The organism is Streptomyces sp. NPDC091289 (assembly GCF_044757365.1).
GTDB lineage: Bacteria > Actinomycetota > Actinomycetes > Streptomycetales > Streptomycetaceae > Streptomyces.
The window spans coordinates 22,160-41,679 of sequence record NZ_JBIVUT010000021.1; the positions used below are offsets into that span (position 1 = coordinate 22,160).

General features: G+C 72.5%; 20 protein-coding genes. 10 read left to right on the forward strand and 10 right to left on the reverse strand.

Going from position 1 to position 19,520, the window contains the following annotated elements; all coding sequences use genetic code 11:
- The first annotated feature begins 182 nt into the window (after positions 1–182).
- The 3 genes from ACIQPT_RS26565 to ACIQPT_RS26575 all read left to right on the forward strand — a co-directional run bounded on the left by ACIQPT_RS26565 (position 183) and on the right by ACIQPT_RS26575 (position 3,448).
- Positions 183–968, forward strand: a complete 786-nt coding sequence (locus ACIQPT_RS26565) for an electron transfer flavoprotein subunit beta/FixA family protein (RefSeq protein ID WP_401157045.1) — start codon at positions 183–185, stop codon at positions 966–968.
- A gap of 54 nt (positions 969–1,022) precedes the next feature.
- Positions 1,023–1,985: an electron transfer flavoprotein subunit alpha/FixB family protein gene (locus ACIQPT_RS26570; RefSeq protein WP_401159193.1), complete on the forward strand. Its 963-nt coding sequence runs from the start codon at positions 1,023–1,025 to the stop codon at positions 1,983–1,985.
- Positions 1,986–2,149: 164 nt separating this feature from the next.
- Complete coding sequence (locus ACIQPT_RS26575; RefSeq protein ID WP_401159195.1) at positions 2,150–3,448, forward strand: DUF6986 family protein; 1,299 nt, start codon at positions 2,150–2,152, stop codon at positions 3,446–3,448.
- Positions 3,449–3,455: 7 nt separating this feature from the next.
- Here the strand turns inward: ACIQPT_RS26575 and ACIQPT_RS26580 are convergent, their stop codons facing one another.
- Positions 3,456–4,418, reverse strand: coding sequence for an SMP-30/gluconolactonase/LRE family protein (locus tag ACIQPT_RS26580; protein ID WP_401159198.1), 963 nt, complete (start codon positions 4,416–4,418; stop codon positions 3,456–3,458).
- A 230-nt stretch (positions 4,419–4,648) separates the two neighbouring features.
- Positions 4,649–5,197 (reverse strand): CGNR zinc finger domain-containing protein, encoded by a 549-nt coding sequence (locus tag ACIQPT_RS26585; protein ID WP_401159199.1) that lies wholly within the window; start codon positions 5,195–5,197, stop codon positions 4,649–4,651.
- Positions 5,198–5,298: 101 nt separating this feature from the next.
- Here ACIQPT_RS26585 and ACIQPT_RS26590 point away from each other — a divergent pair, with 101 nt between their 5' ends.
- A complete protein-coding gene (locus ACIQPT_RS26590) occupies positions 5,299–6,132 on the forward strand; it encodes an alpha/beta fold hydrolase (protein ID WP_401159201.1) in 834 nt (277 codons plus the stop codon).
- Between the two features lie 36 nt (positions 6,133–6,168).
- Here ACIQPT_RS26590 and ACIQPT_RS26595 read toward each other — a convergent pair whose 3' ends face one another.
- On the reverse strand, positions 6,169–7,197 hold the full coding sequence (locus tag ACIQPT_RS26595) for a LacI family DNA-binding transcriptional regulator (protein ID WP_401159203.1): 1,029 nt from the start codon (positions 7,195–7,197) through the stop codon (positions 6,169–6,171).
- Positions 7,198–7,404: 207 nt separating this feature from the next.
- Here ACIQPT_RS26595 and ACIQPT_RS26600 point away from each other — a divergent pair, with 207 nt between their 5' ends.
- On the forward strand, positions 7,405–8,334 hold the full coding sequence (locus ACIQPT_RS26600; RefSeq protein WP_401159204.1) for an ROK family protein: 930 nt from the start codon (positions 7,405–7,407) through the stop codon (positions 8,332–8,334).
- A 216-nt stretch (positions 8,335–8,550) separates the two neighbouring features.
- Positions 8,551–9,588: an NUDIX domain-containing protein gene (locus ACIQPT_RS26605; RefSeq protein WP_401159206.1), complete on the forward strand. Its 1,038-nt coding sequence runs from the start codon at positions 8,551–8,553 to the stop codon at positions 9,586–9,588.
- Positions 9,589–9,635: 47 nt separating this feature from the next.
- Here the strand turns inward: ACIQPT_RS26605 and ACIQPT_RS26610 are convergent, their stop codons facing one another.
- Both ACIQPT_RS26610 and ACIQPT_RS26615 read right to left on the reverse strand, forming a co-directional pair.
- Positions 9,636–10,322 carry an MBL fold metallo-hydrolase gene (locus tag ACIQPT_RS26610; RefSeq protein ID WP_401159209.1) on the reverse strand — a complete coding sequence of 229 codons (687 nt, stop codon included), beginning with the start codon at positions 10,320–10,322 and terminating at the stop codon, positions 9,636–9,638.
- Positions 10,323–10,397: 75 nt separating this feature from the next.
- Positions 10,398–11,762, reverse strand: coding sequence for a dipeptidase (locus ACIQPT_RS26615; RefSeq protein WP_401159211.1), 1,365 nt, complete (start codon positions 11,760–11,762; stop codon positions 10,398–10,400).
- 195 nt (positions 11,763–11,957) lie between these two features.
- Here ACIQPT_RS26615 and ACIQPT_RS26620 point away from each other — a divergent pair, with 195 nt between their 5' ends.
- A complete protein-coding gene (locus ACIQPT_RS26620; protein ID WP_401159213.1) occupies positions 11,958–13,172 on the forward strand; it encodes a geranylgeranyl reductase family protein in 1,215 nt (404 codons plus the stop codon).
- A gap of 97 nt (positions 13,173–13,269) precedes the next feature.
- On the opposite strand, the gene ACIQPT_RS26625 is transcribed toward ACIQPT_RS26620, so the two are convergent.
- Entirely contained in the window at positions 13,270–13,725 is a 456-nt protein-coding gene (locus ACIQPT_RS26625) for a nitroreductase family deazaflavin-dependent oxidoreductase (protein WP_401159215.1), read from the reverse strand.
- A gap of 138 nt (positions 13,726–13,863) precedes the next feature.
- On the opposite strand from ACIQPT_RS26625, the gene ACIQPT_RS26630 reads away from it, so the two are divergent.
- From ACIQPT_RS26630 to ACIQPT_RS26640, 3 genes are all read left to right on the forward strand, one after another.
- Positions 13,864–14,586 carry a TetR/AcrR family transcriptional regulator gene (locus tag ACIQPT_RS26630; protein ID WP_401159217.1) on the forward strand — a complete coding sequence of 241 codons (723 nt, stop codon included), beginning with the start codon at positions 13,864–13,866 and terminating at the stop codon, positions 14,584–14,586.
- A 104-nt stretch (positions 14,587–14,690) separates the two neighbouring features.
- Positions 14,691–15,974, forward strand: coding sequence for a sensor histidine kinase (locus ACIQPT_RS26635; protein WP_401159218.1), 1,284 nt, complete (start codon positions 14,691–14,693; stop codon positions 15,972–15,974).
- On the forward strand, positions 15,971–16,636 hold the full coding sequence (locus ACIQPT_RS26640) for a response regulator transcription factor (protein WP_364889924.1): 666 nt from the start codon (positions 15,971–15,973) through the stop codon (positions 16,634–16,636). Before ACIQPT_RS26635 ends, ACIQPT_RS26640 begins: the two co-directional genes overlap by 4 nt.
- On the opposite strand, the gene ACIQPT_RS26645 is transcribed toward ACIQPT_RS26640, so the two are convergent.
- The 4 genes from ACIQPT_RS26645 to ACIQPT_RS26660 all read right to left on the reverse strand — a co-directional run bounded on the left by ACIQPT_RS26645 (position 16,597) and on the right by ACIQPT_RS26660 (position 19,393).
- Positions 16,597–16,863, reverse strand: a complete 267-nt coding sequence (locus ACIQPT_RS26645; RefSeq protein WP_401159220.1) for a DUF6332 family protein — start codon at positions 16,861–16,863, stop codon at positions 16,597–16,599. The two genes, ACIQPT_RS26640 and ACIQPT_RS26645, sit on opposite strands and share 40 nt — an antisense overlap.
- An 89-nt stretch (positions 16,864–16,952) precedes the next feature.
- Positions 16,953–17,708: a maleylpyruvate isomerase family mycothiol-dependent enzyme gene (locus ACIQPT_RS26650; RefSeq protein WP_401159221.1), complete on the reverse strand. Its 756-nt coding sequence runs from the start codon at positions 17,706–17,708 to the stop codon at positions 16,953–16,955.
- A 42-nt stretch (positions 17,709–17,750) separates the two neighbouring features.
- A complete protein-coding gene (locus ACIQPT_RS26655) occupies positions 17,751–18,134 on the reverse strand; it encodes an SCO4225 family membrane protein (RefSeq protein ID WP_401159223.1) in 384 nt (127 codons plus the stop codon).
- 128 nt (positions 18,135–18,262) lie between these two features.
- Positions 18,263–19,393, reverse strand: coding sequence for an MFS transporter (locus ACIQPT_RS26660; protein WP_401159225.1), 1,131 nt, complete (start codon positions 19,391–19,393; stop codon positions 18,263–18,265).
- Positions 19,394–19,520: the final 127 nt, after the last annotated feature.

Here is a 19,520-nt window from a genome sequence, read left to right on the forward strand (position 1 = left end):
AGGCCCGCCGCGTTGGCAAGGTCACAGTGCACAGCGCTTGCTCACGGGTAAGAGACTGGGTGTACTGGCGAGTAATATCGGGCTCGGAGCCTCGGTCGTCCTGACCGGATTCGGCCCGACAAGGCGCCTATGCTGCGTGCAACAAGGCAGCCCAGAAATGACGATGCAGTAGGAGAGCCGGCGTGAGCTTGAGGATCGTTGTCTGTGTGAAGTACGTGCCCGACGCGACCGGTGACCGGCGTTTCGCCGATGACCTGACGCTGGACCGTGAGGATGTCGACGGTCTGTTGTCGGAGTTGGACGAGTACGCGGTCGAGCAGGCGTTGCAGATCGCTGACGAGGCTGATGATGCGGAGATCACCGTGGTGACGGTGGGTCCGGAGGATGCCAAGGACGCGTTGCGCAAGGCGTTGTCGATGGGTGCGGACAAGGCGGTTCACGTCGAGGACGACGATCTGCACGGCAGTGATGTGATGGGGACGTCGTTGGTGCTGGCGAAGGCTGTGGAGAAGACCGGGTATGACCTGGTGATCTGCGGGATGGCGTCGACGGACGGTGTGATGGGTGTGCTGCCGGCGTTGCTGGCGGAGCGTCTGGGTGTGCCGCAGGTGACGTTGCTGTCCGAGGTCGCGGTGAATGACGGTGTCGTGACGGGGCGGCGTGACGGTGACACGGCGTCCGAGGAGTTGGAGGCTTCGCTTCCGGCGGTGGTGTCGGTGACCGACCAGTCGGGTGAGGCGCGTTACCCCTCGTTCAAGGGGATCATGGCGGCGAAGAAGAAGCCGGTCGAGTCGCTGGATCTGGATGATCTGGGTCTGGAGGCGGACGAGGTGGGTCTGGCGGGTGCGTGGACGGCGGTGGACTCCGCGACGGAGCGTCCGGCGCGTACGGCGGGCACGATCGTGAAGGACGAGGGTGAGGGCGGCAAGCAGCTCGCCGAGTTCCTCGCGGGCCAGAAGTTCATCTAGCCCCTCCCTTCCCCCTCCCTCTGTCTCTTCCCTTCTCTTCTGGAGTGCGTTGTCATGGCTGAAGTTCTTGTTCTGGTCGATCATGTGGACGGTGCGGTCCGTAAGCCCACGCTGGAGCTGTTGACGCTGGCGCGTCGGATCGGTGACCCGGTCGCGGTGGCGCTGGGTGCGGGTGCGGAGGCGACCGCTTCGGTGCTGGGTGAGCACGGTGCGGTGAAGGTCCTGGTGTCGGACGCGTCGGAGTTCGCGGACTATCTGGTGGTTCCGAAGGTCGATGCGCTGCAGGCGGCGTTCGGGGCGGTGTCTCCGGTGGCGGTTTTGGTGGTGTCCTCGGCCGAGGGCAAGGAGATCGCCGCGCGCCTGGCGCTGCGGGTCGGCTCCGGTGTCATCACCGACGCGACCGATCTGGAGGCCGGCGAGCAGGGCCCGGTCGCCACGCAGGCCGCGTTCGCCGCGTCGTTCACGACGAAGTCCCGCGTCTCCCGGGGTGTTCCGGTCATCACGGTGAAGCCGAACTCGGCCCCCGTCGAGCCGGCCGCCGCCGCGGGTGCGGTGGAGGCGCTGTCGGTGTCGTTCGGCAAGAGCGCGACGGGGACGAAGGTGACCTCGCGCACGCCGCGTGAGTCGACGGGGCGTCCGGAGCTGACGGAGGCGGCGATCGTGGTCTCGGGCGGCCGTGGGGTCAACGGTGCGGAGAACTTCCCCGTCATCGAGGCCCTCGCGGACTCCCTGGGTGCCGCGGTGGGTGCGTCGCGTGCGGCGGTGGACGCGGGCTGGTACCCGCACACCTCGCAGGTCGGGCAGACCGGCAAGTCCGTCTCCCCGCAGCTGTACATCGCCTCGGGCATCTCCGGCGCGATCCAGCACCGGGCGGGCATGCAGACCTCGAAGACGATCGTCGCGATCAACAAGGACGCCGAGGCCCCGATCTTCGAACTCGTCGACTACGGCGTCGTCGGCGACCTCTTCGCCGTCGTCCCCCAGCTCACCGAAGAGATCAACACCCGCAAGGGCTGACATCCCCGGAGAGCAGACCCGTCCTGGGCCGCACGGTGCACCCCACCGTGCGGCCCAGGGCCGTTCCGGGCGACCATTGACGCAGGTCGAGCAGCCTTATAACTTCACTATACGGATTGTTGATTCCGGGAAGCGGAAACAACGAGAGCGTGGAGGGTACGGTCATGGGTCAGCAGGAGAAGGTGGCAACGAGCCTCGCCGGTGCGGTCAGCGAGGAGATCAGCGCCTCCCTCACGGCGGTCGACGCGGAACTCGCCCGCCGCTACCCAGGCGATCCCGGGACCCGCCAGCCCGTGCACACCGTCTATGTACCCGGTGACGTCTTCGAGCCCGGCACGCTGCGTTCCTGGGGCGACCAGGCGCTGGCCGCCCTCGACGAACACGCCCCCGACGCCTCTTCGTTCGCCGCCGTCCTCGGCATCCCCGAGGAGCTGGCCGGGCCGGTTTACGACCGCGTACGCGCCAAGCTGGAGCGCGAGCCCGTCGAGGACCTGCGCATCGACTTCGAGGACGGCTACGGCCCCCGCCCGGACGCCGAGGAGGACGAGGCCGCCGCCCGCGCCGCCCGGCTGGTCGCGGAGGCGTACGCGAACGGCACGGCGGCCCCGTACATGGGCATCCGGATGAAGTGCATGGAGGCCGGTGTACGGGACCGGGGCATCCGCACCACGGACGTCTTCCTCAGCGGTCTGATGGCCACCGGCGGGCTCCCCGAAGGGCTCGTGCTGACCCTGCCGAAGGTCACGTACCCCGAGCAGGTCACCGCCTTCGTCCAGCTCCTCGAAGCTTTCGAGAAGGCCCACGGCCTGGACGCCGGACGCATCGGCTTCGAGATCCAGATCGAGACCAGCCAGTCGATCCTCGCCGCCGACGGGACCGCCGCCGTCGCCCGCATGATCGACGCGGCGCGGGGCCGGGCGACCGGACTGCACTACGGCACCTTCGACTACAGCGCCTGCGTCGGCGTCAGCGCCGCCTACCAGGCCAGCGACCACCCGGCCGCCGACCACGCCAAGGCCGTCATGCAGGTCGCCGCCGCCGGCACCGGCGTACGCGTCTCCGACGGCTCGACCAACGTCCTGCCCGTCGGCCCGACCGACCAGGTCCACCAGGCCTGGCGGCTCCACTACGGCCTCACCCGCCGCGCTCTGGCCCGCGCCTACTACCAGGGCTGGGACATGCACCCCGGCCACCTGCCGACGCGCTACGCGGCCGTCTACACCTTCTACCGCGAGGGCCTGGAGCCGGCCGCCGCCCGGCTCGCCGCCTACGTGGCCAAGGCGGGCGGCGACGTCATGGACGAGCCCGCCACCGCCAAGGCGCTGAGCGGCTACCTGCTGCGCGGCATCGACTGCGGCGCGCTGGACACCGCCGAGGTCGCCCGGCTGACCGGCCTGACCCGCGCGGACCTGGACGCCTTCGCCTCGCCGCGCCGGGGAGACCTGACCGTTACGGCTCCGTAGGGGGCCGTCAGTAGGCGTCGCGCCCCGGCGGAACGGCCAGTCCCGCCGGGGTGTGCAGGCCGGCGGCGGGCAGCGTGCGCTGCCCGCCGCGCACCGGCAGTTGCACCACCCGGTCGTTGTTGAAGTCCGCGATGTACAGCGCGCCCGCCGGGTCGAAGGCCAGACCGTACGGGGAGTTGAGCCCGGCCGCCGGAACGGTCCGCTGCGGCCCGCCGCCTGCCGGCAGCCGCACCACCCGGTTGTTCCCGCTGTCGGAGACGAAGAGGTCCCCTCGTCCGTCGAAGGCGAGTCCGGTCGGCTGGGAGAGCCCGGTGGTGGGCACGGTCGTCTGCGGGCCGCCGTCGGCGGGGACCTTCACCACGCGGTCGTTGACGAAGTCCGCCACGAAGAGGTTCCCCGCACCGTCCAGGGCCAGCCCGTTGGGGTGGAGCAGCCCGCTGGTGGGGACGGTGACCTGGCCGCTGCCGTCGGCGGGCACCCTCACCACCCGGTCGTTGAAGCTGTCGGCGATGTAGAGGTCGCCGTCCGCGTTCAACGCCAGCCCGATGGGGCGGGAGAGATCGATGGTGTCCACGGTGACCTGCGGGCCTCCGTCCCCCGGCACCCGTACGACCCGGTTGTTGCCCGTATCGGCGATGTAGAGGTCCCCCGAGGCGTCGAGCGCCATCCCGGTCGGGCGGGTCAGGCCGTTCGCCGCGACCGTGACCGGCTCGCCGCCGCCGGGCGGCAGCCGGAGCACGGTGTTGTCGGTGTAGTGGGAGACGTACAAGGGTGCCGCGCCGTGCACCGGAGGGTGTCCGTCCGCCGTACCGGGTGCCGCGGAGGCGATCGGCGCCGCGCACAGCAGCAGCAGTGCCGCCGCCATCGCCGCCGCCCGCCGGCGAGGCCGCCCGCGGACCGGCTTCGGGGCATCCCGCCCCGGCCCGCCGGAATCCGTGGACGTCGACGGGGCTGTTACGAGATGGCTCATGAGGTACGCACCTGTTCTGGACGTGCTGCGGCTGCCGCTGAGGTACGGGCCCGGGGCGTGTTCGGCGTATCCGGCCCTGATTCGGCGGACAGCGCCCCCGGGGCGCCGGCGGCCGACGTTAGGAATCGCCCCCGCCGATCCGTCGGCACCACGCCCCGACGGGCCCGGCCGCCACCCCAACGGCCCCCGACGCGCCCGTCGCACCCCGCCCGGCGCATTCCGGCCGGATCTCAGGCGTCCTTGCGTGCGGTTGCTCCGCCACGGGCTCGGTAGGCGCGCATCTTGTGCCGCGCGCCGCACACGTCCATGTCGCACCAGAGGCCGTTCGACGACGGCGCCCGGTCGTAGAAGATCCAGCGGCACTCCGGGGCCGCGCAGGCCTTGAGGCGGCCGGCGTGACGCCCGGTCAGGCCGTGGACCAGGAGGGCTTCGAGCACCGGGCGGACCACCTCCGCCACCGCCCCGCCGGAGGCCGGGCGCAGGGTGAGCGTGCCGTCGGGGCGCACGGCCGGTGCCCCCGCGACCTCGGCGATGAGTCGGTTGAGCGCGTCGACCGCCTCCGGTGAGGTCCGCTCGACCAGGAAGGCCCGTACCGTCTCCCGCGCCTCCGCGAGCGACGCCAGGTCTCCGGGATCGCTCAGTACCGGGAAGCCGTGCGCGACGAGCCACCGGGCCGCCGACTCCGGGCGGGCGAGGTCGTCCTCGCCGTGGAGGTGGGTGGCCGTGTTGCAGAACTCCTCGACGCATTCGAGCTCCGCGGGTGCAGGGTTCCTTCGCATGATCACCACTTTACCAACGTTACCGGCAAGCCACCTTTGCTGGTAACGTCGATCGTCCGGCGGGGTCCCGCCCCTCCCACCCGCACATCAGGAGGCACACCATGAACGGGAATCTGACCAGGACGTTCGAGACTCCGGACGGGGCGGTGCGCTGGGATGTGCTGGGGGAGGGGGAGCCGGTGGTCCTGCTGCACGGCACCCCGTTCTCCTCGCTCATCTGGCGCGACATCGCACCGGCCCTCGCCCGCGACCACCGCGTCCACCTCTTCGACCTGCTCGGGTTCGGGCAGTCGGAACAGCGCGACGGGCAGGACGTCGGCCCGGCGGCGCAGGCGAAGGTGTTCACCCGGCTCCTGAAACACTGGGGGCTGGAGCGGCCGCGCGTGATCGCCCACGACATCGGCGGGGCCGTGGCCCTGCGGGCCCTGCTCCTGGAGGGGGCGCGGTACGCGGACCTCACCCTGGTCGACGCGGTGGCCTGCGGGGAATGGGGCACCGGGCTCTTCCGGCTCATCAGGGAGAACGCCCACATCTTCGAGCAACTCCCCGGTTACGCCCATGAGGCGCTGGTCGAGAGCCATCTGCGCCACGCCACCCACACCGGCTACCGGCCCGACGTGCTGGCCGCCCATGTCGATCCCTGGCGCGGCGAGCGCGGCCGGGCCGCGTACTACCGCCAGTACCGGCAGGCCGAACAGGCCGCGACCGACGATTTCCAGCACCTGCTGGGGACCGTACCGGTGCCGACCCGGATCATCTGGGGACGCGAGGACCGATTCCTGCCGGCCGGCTTCGCCGAGCAGCTGCACGCACTGATCCCGCACTCCGAACTGCACTGGATCGAGGGCGCGGGCCACACCGTGCAGGAGGACGCCCCCGCACAACTGCTGGCCCTGCTGACCCGGGAGTTCCGGGCGGTCGGCGCCGGAGTCTGACCGGATCCGCCGTGGTCCGCCGTGGTCCGACGGGCCTCAGGCCGGGGGAAGTTCGCCGGAGCCGCGCGGGATCAGCGTCGTCGGCAGCTCCACCCGGGCCGTGGCGTGGTCCGCCCCGTCGAGGCGGCGGAAGAGATGCTCGGCGGCGGTCCTGCCGACCGCCGCCGCGTCCTGCGAGATCACGGTGATGCCGAGCAGATCGGCCAGCTCGATGTCGTCGAACCCCACCAGCGCCACCGGCCGCTCCCGCTCCGCGATCACCCGGACCGCCGTCACCGTCACCCGGTTGTTGCCCGCGAACAGGGCGGTGACCGGCTCGGGTCCGCCGAGCATCTCCTCGGCGGCGGCCCGCACCCGCTCCGGCTCGGTGGAGCCGAGGGAGACCCAGCCGTCCTCGACGGTGATGCCCGCGTCCGTCATGGCGGCGTGATAGCCGCGCAGTCGCTCGGTGGCCGTGTGGATCCGCGGCTGGTCGCCGATGAAGCCGATCCTGCGGTGACCGTGCGCGATGAGGTGCGCCACGCCCTCCCTGGCCCCGCCGAAGCTGTCGGAGAGCACCATGTCGACGTCCACATGGCCCGCCGGGCGGTCCACGAAGACCGTTGCGATGCCCGCCTTGATCTCCGGCTCCAGATAGCGGTGGTCGTCGCCCGCCGGGATCACGATCAGACCGTCCACGCGGCGGGCGCACAGCGCCAGCACCAACTCCTGCTCCCGTTCCGGATCCTCGGCGCTGGAACCGTTGATCAGCAGCGCCCCGTGCGCGCGGGCGACCTCCTCCACCGCACGGCTCAGCGGACCGTAGAACGGGTCCGCCAGATCCTCCAGGACCAGTCCGATGGATGCCGTACGGCCCTTGCGCAGCACGCGGGCGCTGTCGTTGCGGCGGAAGCCGAGCGCGTCGATCGCCTCCTGCACGCGGCGCTCGGTGTCGGGCGTGACGCCGGGCTCGCTGTTCACCACCCGGGAGACCGTCTTCAGGCCGACTCCGGCGCGGGCCGCCACGTCCTTCATGGTCGGCCGGTTGCCGTAGCGGGTCTCGGAATGACGGGCGGTCCGGTCCACGTGCGCTGTCCTGTCGTCGGATACGGGCGGGGCTGCGGTGCTCCGGCCGGGCCGGGCGGAGCCCGACTGGGGGCGCCGCGGGGGTGATCGGAGGCTGTGGCGTCGAGCATAGGCCCTGGACAACGTTGTCAACAGAATGGAGACTGTGCAGACTATGGACGGAACCCGCAGGTCCCGCCCCTTCACTGATCCGGAGAGCCCACACCGATGCATACCGACCTCGTCGCCGCGCTCGACATCGGCGGCACCAAGATCGCCGGCGCGTTGGTGGACGGCGACGGATCCCTCCTCGTACGGGCGCAGCGCCCGACGCCCGCACAGGAGGGCGCCGAGGCGGTCATGGGGGCCGTGGACGAGGTGCTGGGCGAGCTGATGGCCTCGCCGCTGTGGGGCAGGGCCGGTTCCGTGGGCATCGGCAGCGCCGGTCCGGTGGACGCCGCCGCCGGTACGGTCAGCCCGGTCAACGTCCCGGGCTGGCGGGACTTCCCGCTGGTGGACCGGGTGCACAAGACGGCGGGCGGGCTGTCGGTCGCGCTGGTCGGCGACGGGGTCGCGATGACGGCGGCCGAGCACTGGCTCGGCGCGGCCCGCGGTTACGACAACGCGCTCTGCCTCGTCGTGTCGACGGGCGTCGGCGGCGGCCTCGTCCTGGGCGGCACCCTGCGCCCCGGCCCCTCGGGCAACGCCGGGCACATCGGCCACATCAGCGTCGACCTGGACGGCGACCCGTGCCCCTGCGGCGCGCGCGGCTGCGTCGAGGGCATCGCCAGCGGCCCCAACATCGCCCGCCGCGCCCTGGAGAACGGCTGGCGGCCCGGCCCGGACGGCGACGCGACGGCCGCCGCGGTGGCCGTCGCCGCCCGCGCCGGCGACCCGGTCGCCATCGCCTCCTACGAGCGCGCGGCCCAGGCCCTGGCGGCCGGCATCGCCGCCACCGCCACCCTGGCGGACCTCGACATCGCGGTGGTCGGCGGGGGCGTGGCCGGGGCCGGCGACGTGCTCTTCGTGCCGCTGCGCCGCAGCCTGCGCGAGTACGCCACGCTCTCCTACCTCCGGCGGCTGACCGTGGCGCCCGCCGTGATGGGCACCGACGCGGGTCTGGTCGGGGCCGCGGCGGCGGCCATCGCGCTGCGCTAGGGCCCGACAGGCCCCAGCGTCCGTCGGGCCGCGTCAACAGCTTCCAGGGGGCGCCCGGTTCGTCAGGCCGGGCGCCCCCTGGGCCACCCCTCGCACGTTCTGTCCGACCCCGGATCGGGCCGGAGGACCGCATCCGGCCAACGCCGTCGCCGTCGCGGGGTTTCCGCGGCAGGGTGTTGCGGGCAAGCCACAGGGGGCTACGGAAGAGGGGGAACCGTGATCGTCTGGATCAACGGTGCGTTCAGTGCGGGCAAGACCAGCGCCGCGGGCGAACTGATCGATCTGATCCCGAACAGCACGCTGTACGACCCGGAGATCACCGGCGCGGGGCTGCGCGCCCTGCTGCCGCAGAAGAGGCTCGCCGAGGTCACCGACTTCCAGGACCTGCCGATCTGGCGGCGGCTCGTGGTGGACACGGCGGCGGCGCTGCTCGCCGAGGTGCCCGGGGTGCTGGTGGTGCCGATGACCCTGCTGCGACAGGAGTACCGCGACGAGATCTTCGGAGGGCTCGCCTCCCGGCGCATCCCCGTACGGCATGTGGCGCTCTCACCTGAGGAAACGATCCTGCGCGGCCGGATCGCGGGCCGCGAGGAGTTTCCCGGCGACGAGGAACAGTGCGAGCGGGTGCGCCGGTGGGCTTACGAGCACATCGGACCGTTCCGCGACGCCCTCGGCTGGATCACCGAGGACGCCCATGTGGTCGACAACAGCGCCCTAACACCCCGGGAGACCGCCGAGCGGATCGCGGACGCCGTGCGCACGGGGAGCGCCGCGCCGTGCCCGATCGTCCAGAGCCCCGAGCCGACCGCCGAGACGGTGGCCGCCGGGGTGCTGCTCTTCGACGAGCGGGACCGGGTGCTGCTCGTCGACCCCACGTACAAACCGGGGTGGGAGTTCCCCGGCGGGGTCGTCGAGGCGGGCGAGGCCCCCGCGCAGGCCGGGATCCGTGAGGTCGCCGAGGAGATAGGCCTCCGCCTCGACCGGGTCCCGACGCTGCTGCTCGTCGACTGGGAGTCGCCCCGCCCGCCCGGCTACGGCGGACTGCGCTTCCTCTTCGACGGCGGCCTGTTGCGCTCAGAGGACGCCGGCCGGCTGCTGCTGCCCGGCTCCGAGCTGCGCGGCTGGCGCTTCGTCACCGAGGAGGAGGCCGCGGGGATGCTGCCGCCCACCCGGTACGAGCGGCTGCGCTGGGCGCTGCGGGCGCGCGAGCGGTCGACGGTGCTCAACCTGGAGGCGGGGGTGCCGGTGGGCTGAGCGGGCGTGCCCGGGCTCTTCACGGCAGGCCCTCCACGCGGACGCCCTCAGGCGCCGTCGGCCGCAGCCCGCATCTCCGCGGCCGCGTCCTCGGTGAGCGGGTCGCCGTGTCCGCAGCAGACGGTACGGGGCGCGAGCGCGGCCAGCCGCCGGAACGTGGCCGCCGCCCCGGCCCGGTCCACGTTGAACACGCCGAGCATCACCCGCTCCACGGAGGCGACGGCGTCACCGGTGAACAGCACGCCGTGGCGCGGCAGATGGAGGGCGATGGAGCCCGGTGTGTGACCGGGGGCGTGGACCACCCGCGCACCGTCCCCGAACGGCAGCACCTCGTCGCCGGTCACCTCGCGGTCGACCTGGGTGGGCGGGGCCTCGGGGCAGGTCAACCCATGTGCGTACAGAGGGCGTTCCCAGTCCAGCAGGTCCGGCTCCGGTACGGGGCGCTCGCCCCGGATCCCCGGTGCGTCCAGCGCGTGGGCGATGATCTCGGCGCCGTACCGGTCCGCCAGCTCCTGCGCGGCCCCGTAGTGGTCGCGGTGGCCGTGGGTGAGGACGATGCGGCGGATCCGGGCCGGGTCGGAGCCGAGCGAGCGGATCACGTCCTCGATCGCGGCGGCCGACTCGATGTCGCCCGCGTCGATCAGCGTCAGATCCGGTCCGTCACGCCAGAGATAGGCCTGACCGATCCGGAAGCGGAACATATGTAGCTGGGGGAGCACCTCGACGAGATCCATGCGGCGAACGTAAGCGGCGGCGGACGTCCGCCGCACGGATCTACGCTTCGGGCGACTTCGCCGACGGCGTAGCGGTCAGGCCTTCTTCGACTCCGCGTAGTTCCGCAGGAACAGCGCCTCGGCGACCGACATCCGCTCCAGCTCCTCGGGCGACACGCTCTCGTTCACCGCGTGGATCTGCGCCTCGGGCTCGCTCAGCCCGATCAGCAGGATCTCCGCCTCCGGGTAGAGGCCCGCCAGCGTGTTGCAGAGAGGGATGGAGCCGCCCATGCCGGAGGACTGCATCTCCTGGCCCGGGTAGGCGTCCCGCATCGCGTCCGCCATCGCCGTGTACGCCGGGCTGGTCATGTCGGCGCGGAACGGCTGGCCCTGGCCCACCTGTTCCACCTTCACCCGCGCACCCCACGGAGCACGCGACTCCAGATGTGAGGTGAGGAGCTTCGTCGCCTCGGCGGCGTCCTGGCCCGGCGGCACCCGCAGGCTGATCTGCGCCCGCGCGCTCGCCTGCACGGACGGCGTCGCGCCGACCACCGGCGGGCAGTCGATGCCGATGACGGTGACGGCGGGACGCGCCCAGATCCGGTCCGCGACCGTGCCCGTGCCGATCAGCTCCACCCCGTCCAGCACCTTGGCGTCCTGCCGGAACTCCGCCTCCGGGTACTGCAGTCCGTCCCAGTCGGCGTCACCGGTCAGACCGTCGACCGTGGTCGTGCCGTCCTCGGCGCGCAACGAGGCCAGCAGCTGGATCATCGCGGCCAGCGCGTCCGGGGCCGCGCCGCCGAACTGCCCCGAGTGCAGGTTGCCCTCAAGCGTGTCCAACCGCACCCGCAGCATCGTCATCCCGCGCAGCGTCGAGGTGACCGTCGGCAGTCCGACCCGGAAGTTCCCGGTGTCGCCGATGACGATCGTGTCGGCCGCCAGCAGCTCCGGATGCGCCTCCGCGTACCGCTCCAGACCGCCGGTGCCCTGCTCCTCGGAGCCCTCGGCGATCACCTTCACCGAGACCGGGACGCCGCCGTTCGCCTTGAGGGCGCGCAGCGCGAGCAGGTGCATGATGAACCCGCCCTTGCAGTCGGCCGCGCCCCGGCCGAACCAGCGCCCGTCGCGGTCGGTGAGCTCGAACGGCGGGGAGATCCACGCCGACTCGTCCAGCGGCGGCTGCACGTCGTAGTGCGCGTAGAGCAGCACGGTCGGCGCCCCGGCCGGCCCGGGCAGGAACCCGTAGACGGACTGTGTGCCGTCGGGGGTGTCCAGCAGCGCGACGTCCGTGAACTCCTCGGCGCGCAGCGCGTCGGCGACCCACCTCGCCGCGCCCTCGCACTCGCTCCTCGGGAACACCGCCGGGTCCGCCACCGACTGGAACGCCACCAGCTCGGCCAGCTCCTCCCGGGCGCGGGGCATCAACGAGGCGACGGTCTCGGAAATCGGACGGGCGGTCATGGGCACGCTCCTCGTGGGTGCGACGTTATGGGTAGGGCGCGGTGTGTACGCGACCGTGTACGACGCCGTTGATGCGGCGACGCGTGTACGACGAAATCATGGCCGATCCTCCCACAGGAGGGCTCGGCCGGAACGCGCCGTAGGATGCCGTGAGCAGCTTGGGGCCACTGGTCGGATCGGGAGCAGAAGCACATCGTGAGCAGCGAGAACGCAGACGCCGGACATGAGCCGGAAGAGTCGTCCGTGTGGGATGTCGTCGTGGTCGGCGCCGGACCGGCCGGCGCATCGGCGGCGTACGCGGCAGCAGTGGCGGGCCGAAGAGTCCTGCTGCTGGAGAAAGCGGAACTGCCGCGCTACAAGACCTGCGGCGGGGGAATCATCGGCTTCTCGCGGGACTCCCTGCCGCCCGGGTTCGAACTGCCCCTGAAGGACCGCATCCACGCGGTCACCTTCTCGCTCAACGGCAAGTTGTCGCGCACCCGCCGCTCCCGGCGCATGCTCTTCGGGCTGATCAACCGCCCGGAGTTCGACGCCGGGCTGGTCGAGGAGGCGCAGAAGGCCGGGGCCGAACTGCGTACCGGGGCGTCGGTGGTGCGGGTCGAGCAGCACGGTCCCGCCGTGCCCGACCGGCGAACGGTCGCCGTGGTGCTGGCCGGTGGCGAGACGGTGCTCGCGCGGGCGGTCGTCGGCGCGGACGGCAGTGCGGGCCGGATAGGAGCCCATGTCGGGGTGAAGCTCGACCAGGTCGACCTCGGCCTGGAGGCGGAGATCCCGGTTCCGGCCACCGTCGCGGAGGACTGGGCGGGCCGGGTGCTCATCGACTGGGGCCCGATGCCGGGAAGTTACGGCTGGGTCTTCCCCAAGGGGGACACGCTCACCGTGGGCGTCATCTCGGCGCGCGGCGACGGCGCGGGCACCAAGCGGTATCTGGAGGACTTCATCGCCCGCCTCGGCCTCGCCGGGTTCGAGCCGGCCGTCTCCTCGGGCCATCTCACCCGCTGCCGCAGCGACGACTCACCGCTCTCCCGCGGCCGGGTCGTGGTCTGCGGGGACGCGGCCGGACTGCTGGAGCCGTGGACCCGCGAGGGCATCTCCTTCGCGCTGCGCTCGGGCCGGCTCGCGGGGGAGTGGGCGGTCAGGATCGCCGAGTCGCACGACGCGGTGGACGCCCGCCGTCAGGCCCTCAACTACGCCTTCGCCATCAAGGCGGGGCTCGGCGTGGAGATGGGCGTCGGCCGCCGCATGCTCAAGCTGTTCGAGCGCCGCCCGGGCATGCTGCACGCGGTGCTGACCGGCTTCCGCCCGGCGTGGAAGGCGTTCGCCGGGATCACCCGGGGAACGACGTCGCTGGCCGAGCTGGTCCGTACGCACCCCATGGCGCAGCGGGCGCTGTCCGCGATGGACCGCTAGACACCGACATCCGGGCACGCACGCCACGACCGCACTTCTCGGGGTGCCGTTCCGCCTTCCGGGCGGAACGGCACCCCGAGCCCGTGCCGGGCACGGCTCAGGCCTCGACCGTGATGCGGAAGACCGGGTGGTCCGGGCAGGCCGCCAGCAGTTCGGCGTCCGTGGACTTCGCCGTGATCCCCTGGAAGTACTGGTTGACCTCCCAGCCCCACCGCTCCAGATAGGCGCGGACGATCCGCGCCTTCTGGGCGTCGTCGGCGATCTCCACGGCGGTGAACCGGCTGACCTTGCGCCCCAGCCGCAGCTCCCCGCCGCCCGCGACGCGCATGTTGCGCACCCACTGCGAGTGGCCGCGTGCCGAAACGATGTACCGCTCGCCCTCGAAGCTGTGGGTATTGACCGGGACGCGCTGCATCCGGCCGCTCTTGCGCCCGCGCACCGACAGCTCGGCGGAGCCCATCAGGCTGAGGCCGTGCCGGGCCAGCCAGCCGACGATCTTGTTGAAACGGTTGGCGGAGGCGCTCGCCCGGAGGTAGTAGGCCTGCTGCGACATGGTGACTCCCGAAGTGTCCTGAAGCATGGGGAGAGCGGTGCTCTCGCTTGAGATCAGTGTGCACGGAAGAGGTGTTCAAAAGCAAGAGCACTGCTCTCGTTCTTGGTCGGTGCTCCGTACGCATGGCAGACTGATCGCATGAGCACCATCCGGGGCGCCAGGGAACGCGCACGCATCGAAGTGACCGCGGCCATCAAGGACGAGGCCAGGAAGCAGCTCGCCGAGGAGGGCGCCGCGAAGCTCTCGCTGCGGGCCGTCGCCCGGGAGCTGGGCATGGTCTCCTCCGCGCTCTACCGCTACTTCCCCAGCCGCGACGACCTGCTCACCGCGCTGATCGTCGACGCGTTCGACGCGATCGGCGAGGTCGCGGAAGGGGCGGCGGAGGACACGGCGGAGGCGGCGGAGCGGGCCGGGACGGTGCCACCCGTCGATCGCTGGGTCGCCGTGGCCTGTGCCGTACGGGAATGGGGGCTCGCCCACCCGCATGAGTACGCCCTGATCTACGGTTCGCCCGTCCCCGGCTACATCGCCCCGATGGACACGGTGGGGCCCGCGTCGCGGGTGGGCCTGGTCTTCATCGACATCGTCCGCGCCGCGTTCCGGGCCGACGCTCTCGACGTGCCGCCGCTCGCCCCCGGCCTGGGCGCCGACGCGGAGCGGATGGCCGCCGACTTCGCCCCGGGCGTGCCTCCGGGGGCCGTGGCGGCCCTGGTCGCCGCCTGGGCCCAGCTGTTCGGCCTGATCTCCTTCGAGCTGTTCGGCCAGTTCAACCGGGTCGTCGAGGCGCGCGAGCCGCTGTTCCGGCAGGCCGCGGGTGAGCTGGCCCGCTCGGTGGGCCTGCGCGGCGTCGTCACGGCCTGACGGTACGCCGCCGCCCTCCCCGGCGGCGTACTCCCCACGGAGTACGGGTGATCACCACGCACGGCGGACGCCTCCGCACCCGTCCGCCGTCTAGCGTGGCCGCCATGGACGAACAGCGACCCTGCGGTTTCCCCGGGCCCCGGCCGCCCGGACGGCCGGGGCGGCGGGGCGGACCGCCGCCGTGGCTGTCCGGCGCGCGCTCGCGGACCGCCGCCGGGCTGCCCTGGGTGACGACCGCCGTGCTCCTGGTGTTCGTCATGGTCGGTACGGGCTTCGCCGAACAGGGACAGGACCGCCGGCCCCTGGACCCGGCGGCCCGGCTGCTGCTGTTCGTCGCGGTCGGCGTGCTGCTCTTCCGCCACCGCCGCCCGGTCGTCGCCGTGGCCACCACCTGCGCGGTGACCCTGGTCTACCTCGCGGCGGGCTATCCGTACGGGCCGGTGTTCGTCGCCGTCGCCGTCGGCTGCTTCAGCGCGATCGTGGCCGGACACCGCAAGGCCGCCTGGTGGGCCCTGGGCGCGCTGTGGGCCGGGCATGTTCTGGTCGCCCACTGGCTGTACCGCTGGCTGCCGCCGGACGGCGACCCGGCCGCGCCCTGGGCGCAGGAGGGCTTCATCACCGCGTGGGTCGTGGCCGTCGTGGCCGCCGCCGAACTGCTGCGGGTCCGCCGGGAGCAGTGGGCGGCCGCCCGTGCGGAACGGGAGGCGGCGGAGCGGCGGCGGGCCGACGAGGAACGGCTGCGCATGGCCCGCGAACTCCACGACGTGCTGGCCCACTCCATCTCCGTCATCAACGTGCAGGCCGGGGTCGGGCTCGCGCTGCTCGACTCCGACCCGGAACAGGCCAGGACCGCCCTCACCACGATCAAGGGGGCCAGCAAGGAAGCGCTCGACGAGGTACGTCAGGTGCTCGCCAACCTCCGTACGCCCGGCGACGCCCCCACGGCCCCTGCCCCCGGCCTCGACCGGCTCCCCGAACTCGTCGAACAGGCAGCCGGCGCCGGACTCGCCGTCACCGTGGAGAGCGAGGGCGATCCGGCCGCCGTCCCGCCCGGCGCCGGTCTCGCCGCCTTCCGCATCGTCCAGGAAGCCCTGACCAACGTCGTCCGCCACTCCGGCTCCCGTACCGCACAGGTGCGCATCGGCTACGGCCCCGGGCGTCTCCGGCTCCGTATCGACGACGCGGGACCCGCCACCGGCGACGACGCGGGCGGCAGCGGCAACGGACTCGTCGGGATGCGGGAGCGGGCCGCCGCCCTGGGTGGCACGATCGAGGCGGGACCCCGCCCCGACGGAGGCTTCCGGGTTCTCGCGGAACTGCCGTTCGCCGGTCCGGACCGCGACCGGAACCGCCAGGACCCGCCGGAGCCCTCCGAGGAGACACCGTGATCCGCGTACTGCTTGCCGACGACCAGCTGCTGGTACGGGCAGGCTTCCGGGCCCTACTGGACGCGCAGCCGGACATCGAGGTCGCCGGGGAGGCCGCCGACGGCGACGAGGCGGTCCGGCTGGTACGCGAACTGCGCCCCGACATCGTGCTGATGGACATCCGCATGCCCCGCCTGGACGGGCTGGCCGCCACCCGGCGGATCACCGGCGACCCGGACCTGGACGAGGTGAAGGTGGTCATGCTCACCACCTTCGAACTCGACGAGTACGTCTTCGAGGCCATCCGCAACGGGGCCTCGGGCTTCCTGGTCAAGGACACCGAGCCGGAGGAACTGCTGCGCGCGGTACGGGCCGTGGTCGGCGGGGACGCGCTGCTCTCCCCGGGTGTGACGCGCCGGCTGATCGCGGAGTTCGCGGCCCGCTCCAAGGAGCCGACGGCCGCCGCCTCGCTCGCCCGGCTCACCGAACGGGAGCGGGAGGTGATGGCGCTGGTCGGCATCGGCCTGTCGAACGAGGAGATCGCCCGCAGACTGGTCGTCAGCCCGCTCACCGCGAAGACCCACGTCAGCCGCACGATGGTCAAGCTCGGAGCCCGCGACCGGGCCCAACTCGTCGTCCTCGCCTACGAGTCGGGGCTGGTACGTCCCGGCTGGCTCGGCTGATCCGGGGCGGGCGGTTCGGTGCCCCCGTGTCGCGGGAACCGCCACAGCACATGGACGACCCGGAGGACGAAGGACAGTGCGGCGGCCGTGGCGGCGGCATACAGGAGCACCCGCCGCACGGTCGGGCCGGGATCGAAGAAGAACAGCGCGGGCACGAGAACGCCCGCGAAGGTCAGGCCGGCCACGAAGGCCGCGCTGACCAGCGCGTAGCCGATCTCGACCGTCATCGCGTCCCGCCCGGCCTGCGTCCGCCGCCGACCGGCGGCGGCGTCGGACCCCTGAGGTGTCCGCTCGGGCTGTGGCGGTCCGGAGCCCCTCACCAGCTGACCGCGGAGTTGTCCGTCCAGAGACGGGCCACCGCACGGTCGCCGCGCAGGGTGAGGGCGGTGAGCGGCAGCCGGTTCCAGAGGGTGAGGTAGAGCCCCTCGGCCGTACCGCTCAGCTCGCAGTCGACGCCGTCACCCGGGTCGGAGCCGCCCACCGCACGTACGGTCTCCGGGGGGTCCTCCGAGATCCGTACCGTCCAGGTCGCCTCCGCGTCCACGGCCCGCACCCGCAGCGTGCGGGGCTTCCTGGAGCGGACCTTGCTCTTGGGCCGGGCGTGGAAGCCGGTCAGGAGTTCGTCGATGCCGTCGACCGCCCGGTCCGCGGCCACCGGGGTCAGCGGACCGCCGAGCGCCGACTCCGCGTCCACGCGGTGCACGGTCGTCTCGTTGAGCTGGCGGCGGGACCAGAAGGCCAGCGGCGAGGGGGCCGGCAGGAAGGTCCAGCAGTCCAGGTCGGCGGGCGCTTCCTCCAGGGACCGGACCAGATGGCGGTGCCCCTCGCGGAACCAGGCCAGGAGTTCGGCGCCGTCGAGGGCGGGTTCGCCGCCGTCCGGTCGGTAGGTGGTGTGGCCCTCGGTGACGAACGCCGCCGCCCATCGGTGCACCATGCCGGTGTGCCGCAGGAGATGGCGTATCTGCCAGCCGGGGCAGGTCGGGACCGATGCCCCGGGGCCGGCCTGCTCGGCGGCGGCCGCGAGCAGCCGCCCTTCCTCGGACAACGACGCGATGTGCTCGGCGATCTGCATGGCGGTGATTGTGCCAGGGCCGTGCCGGCCGTCCTACGGGTGTCAGATGCCCTGCGGGTGCGCGGATCCGGCCGATCCGGCCCGGCGCACCAGGCGGACGAACCAGCCCAGGGCCAGCGACTGGACGAGGACCGAGACCACCAGGCCGAGGACCAGGAACCACGCGGGCCCGCCCGCCTCGGCGCCCGCCAGGGAGCTGCCGAAGAAGAACAGGAAGACGGTCGGGGCCGCGAGGAGGAACAGCCAGACGCCGGAGAACGAGGCGTCCTCGTGGGTGACGAACAGGGTGTCCACGGTGACGAAGAGCGTCGCCGCGAGCACCAGCCCGAGGTAGATCAGGGAAGCGGGGTTGCGGAAGGTCAGCCGGACCACGGCGTTGAGGTGCGGGTGGTCGGTCAGTCGGTTCAGCCGATTCAGCCGCTTCATGGTGTGCTCCCCTGCTTCTTGTGCTTCTTGTGCTTCTTGTGCTTCTTGCTCGGTCGAGGCCTCCATCGTGCGCCGGGGGAGCGGGCGGCGCCTGAGTACGGCTACTCAATCGACCAGGTGTGCGGTGATCAGGCGTGCGCATCCGACGTGGCGTTGCGGGCCCCGTACCCCAGGGCGGCCGCCGCCGTGGCCAGCAGGGCGACCGTCGTCAGGGCCAGGGGCAGCGAGAACCAGTCGGCGAGGAAGCCGATCGCGGGCGGGCCGAGCAGCATCCCGCCGTAACCGAGCGTCGAGGCCGCGGCGACCCCGCTCGGCCCCGCGAGTTCGCCCGCGCGTCCCACCGCGACGGGGAAGATGTTGGCGAGCCCGAGGCCGGTGACCGCGAACCCGGCCAGTGCCAGCCAGAGGGTCGGCGCCAGCGAGCCGAGCAGCATTCCGGCCGCGGCCGTCGCCCCGCCGAGGACGAGGGTGCGGGTCTGGCCGAGGCGTTCCAGGAGCATCGTCCCGGTCAGTCGGCCCGCCGTCATCGTCAGGGCGAACAGTGCGTATCCGGCCGCCGCGAGCCCGGGGTGCGCGTCCAGGTCCTGTTCCAGGTGCAGTGCGCCCCAGTCGGCGAGAGCCCCTTCCCCGTACGCCGTGCACAGGGCGATCACGCCGAAGAGCACGACGATCCGGCGGGCCCGGGGCGACAGCCGCCGCTTCGGCTGCTGCGGGGAGAGGGACTCCGGAGCGGTGGGGGCCGGGCGGTGGCGCAGCAGGGAGGGTCCGGCGAAGGCGGTGACGAGCAGGCCGATCCCGGCCAGCAGGAAGAGGTGGGTGGACGCGGAGAGACCCCCCGCGACCAGCCCGCCGAGCCCGGCGCCGACCATGCCGCCCAGGCTGAACGCCGCGTGGAAGCTCGGCATCACGGGCCGGCGCAGTTGGGCGACGAGGTCGACGGCGGCGCTGTTCATCGCCACGTTCATCCCGCCGTACGCCGCACCGAACACCAGCAGCACGAGGCCGAGGGAGAGTGCCGAGTGGGTCTGGGCGGGCAGGGCGATGCTCAGGGGGAGCAGGACGCCGCAGACCACGGTGACGGCGTGGCTGCCGTAACGGCGGCAGAGCCGGCCGGTGAGCATCATGGTGATCACCGCACCGGCGGAGACGCCGAGCAGGGCGAGGCCGAGGGTGGAGGCCGAGGCGCCGGTCTGCTGCTTGATGGCCGGGATGCGGACCACCCAGCCGGCGAAGAGGAACCCGTCGAGGGCGAAGAACACGGTCAGCGCGGTACGGAGGCGGGCCGACGCGGGTGGGGCGGTGTCTCCGCCAGGTCCCCCCGGTAGGGCCGTCCGCAGTTTGTTTAGTTGCGGCACAAACTCAGCATAGAGGCGCTCCGGAGCCGGA

Excerpts from the sequence above, each read along its gene's own strand:
- ACIQPT_RS26645 (WP_401159220.1), bottom strand. The coding sequence starts at position 16,863 with ATGACGGTCGAGATCGGCTACGCGCTGGTCAGCGCGGCCTTCGTGGCC.
- ACIQPT_RS26615 (WP_401159211.1), bottom strand. The coding sequence starts at position 11,762 with ATGACCGCCCGTCCGATTTCCGAGACCGTCGCCTCGTTGATGCCCCGC.
- ACIQPT_RS26655 (WP_401159223.1), bottom strand. The coding sequence starts at position 18,134 with ATGAAGCGGCTGAATCGGCTGAACCGACTGACCGACCACCCGCACCTC.
- ACIQPT_RS26580 (WP_401159198.1), bottom strand. The coding sequence starts at position 4,418 with ATGAGCCATCTCGTAACAGCCCCGTCGACGTCCACGGATTCCGGCGGG.
- ACIQPT_RS26570 (WP_401159193.1), top strand. The coding sequence starts at position 1,023 with ATGGCTGAAGTTCTTGTTCTGGTCGATCATGTGGACGGTGCGGTCCGT.
- ACIQPT_RS26600 (WP_401159204.1), top strand. The coding sequence starts at position 7,405 with ATGCATACCGACCTCGTCGCCGCGCTCGACATCGGCGGCACCAAGATC.
- ACIQPT_RS26635 (WP_401159218.1), top strand. The coding sequence starts at position 14,691 with ATGGACGAACAGCGACCCTGCGGTTTCCCCGGGCCCCGGCCGCCCGGA.
- ACIQPT_RS26575 (WP_401159195.1), top strand. The coding sequence starts at position 2,150 with ATGGGTCAGCAGGAGAAGGTGGCAACGAGCCTCGCCGGTGCGGTCAGC.
- ACIQPT_RS26650 (WP_401159221.1), bottom strand. The coding sequence starts at position 17,708 with ATGCAGATCGCCGAGCACATCGCGTCGTTGTCCGAGGAAGGGCGGCTG.
- ACIQPT_RS26610 (WP_401159209.1), bottom strand. The coding sequence starts at position 10,322 with ATGGATCTCGTCGAGGTGCTCCCCCAGCTACATATGTTCCGCTTCCGG.
- ACIQPT_RS26585 (WP_401159199.1), bottom strand. The coding sequence starts at position 5,197 with ATGCGAAGGAACCCTGCACCCGCGGAGCTCGAATGCGTCGAGGAGTTC.
- ACIQPT_RS26590 (WP_401159201.1), top strand. The coding sequence starts at position 5,299 with ATGAACGGGAATCTGACCAGGACGTTCGAGACTCCGGACGGGGCGGTG.
- ACIQPT_RS26625 (WP_401159215.1), bottom strand. The coding sequence starts at position 13,725 with ATGTCGCAGCAGGCCTACTACCTCCGGGCGAGCGCCTCCGCCAACCGT.
- ACIQPT_RS26630 (WP_401159217.1), top strand. The coding sequence starts at position 13,864 with ATGAGCACCATCCGGGGCGCCAGGGAACGCGCACGCATCGAAGTGACC.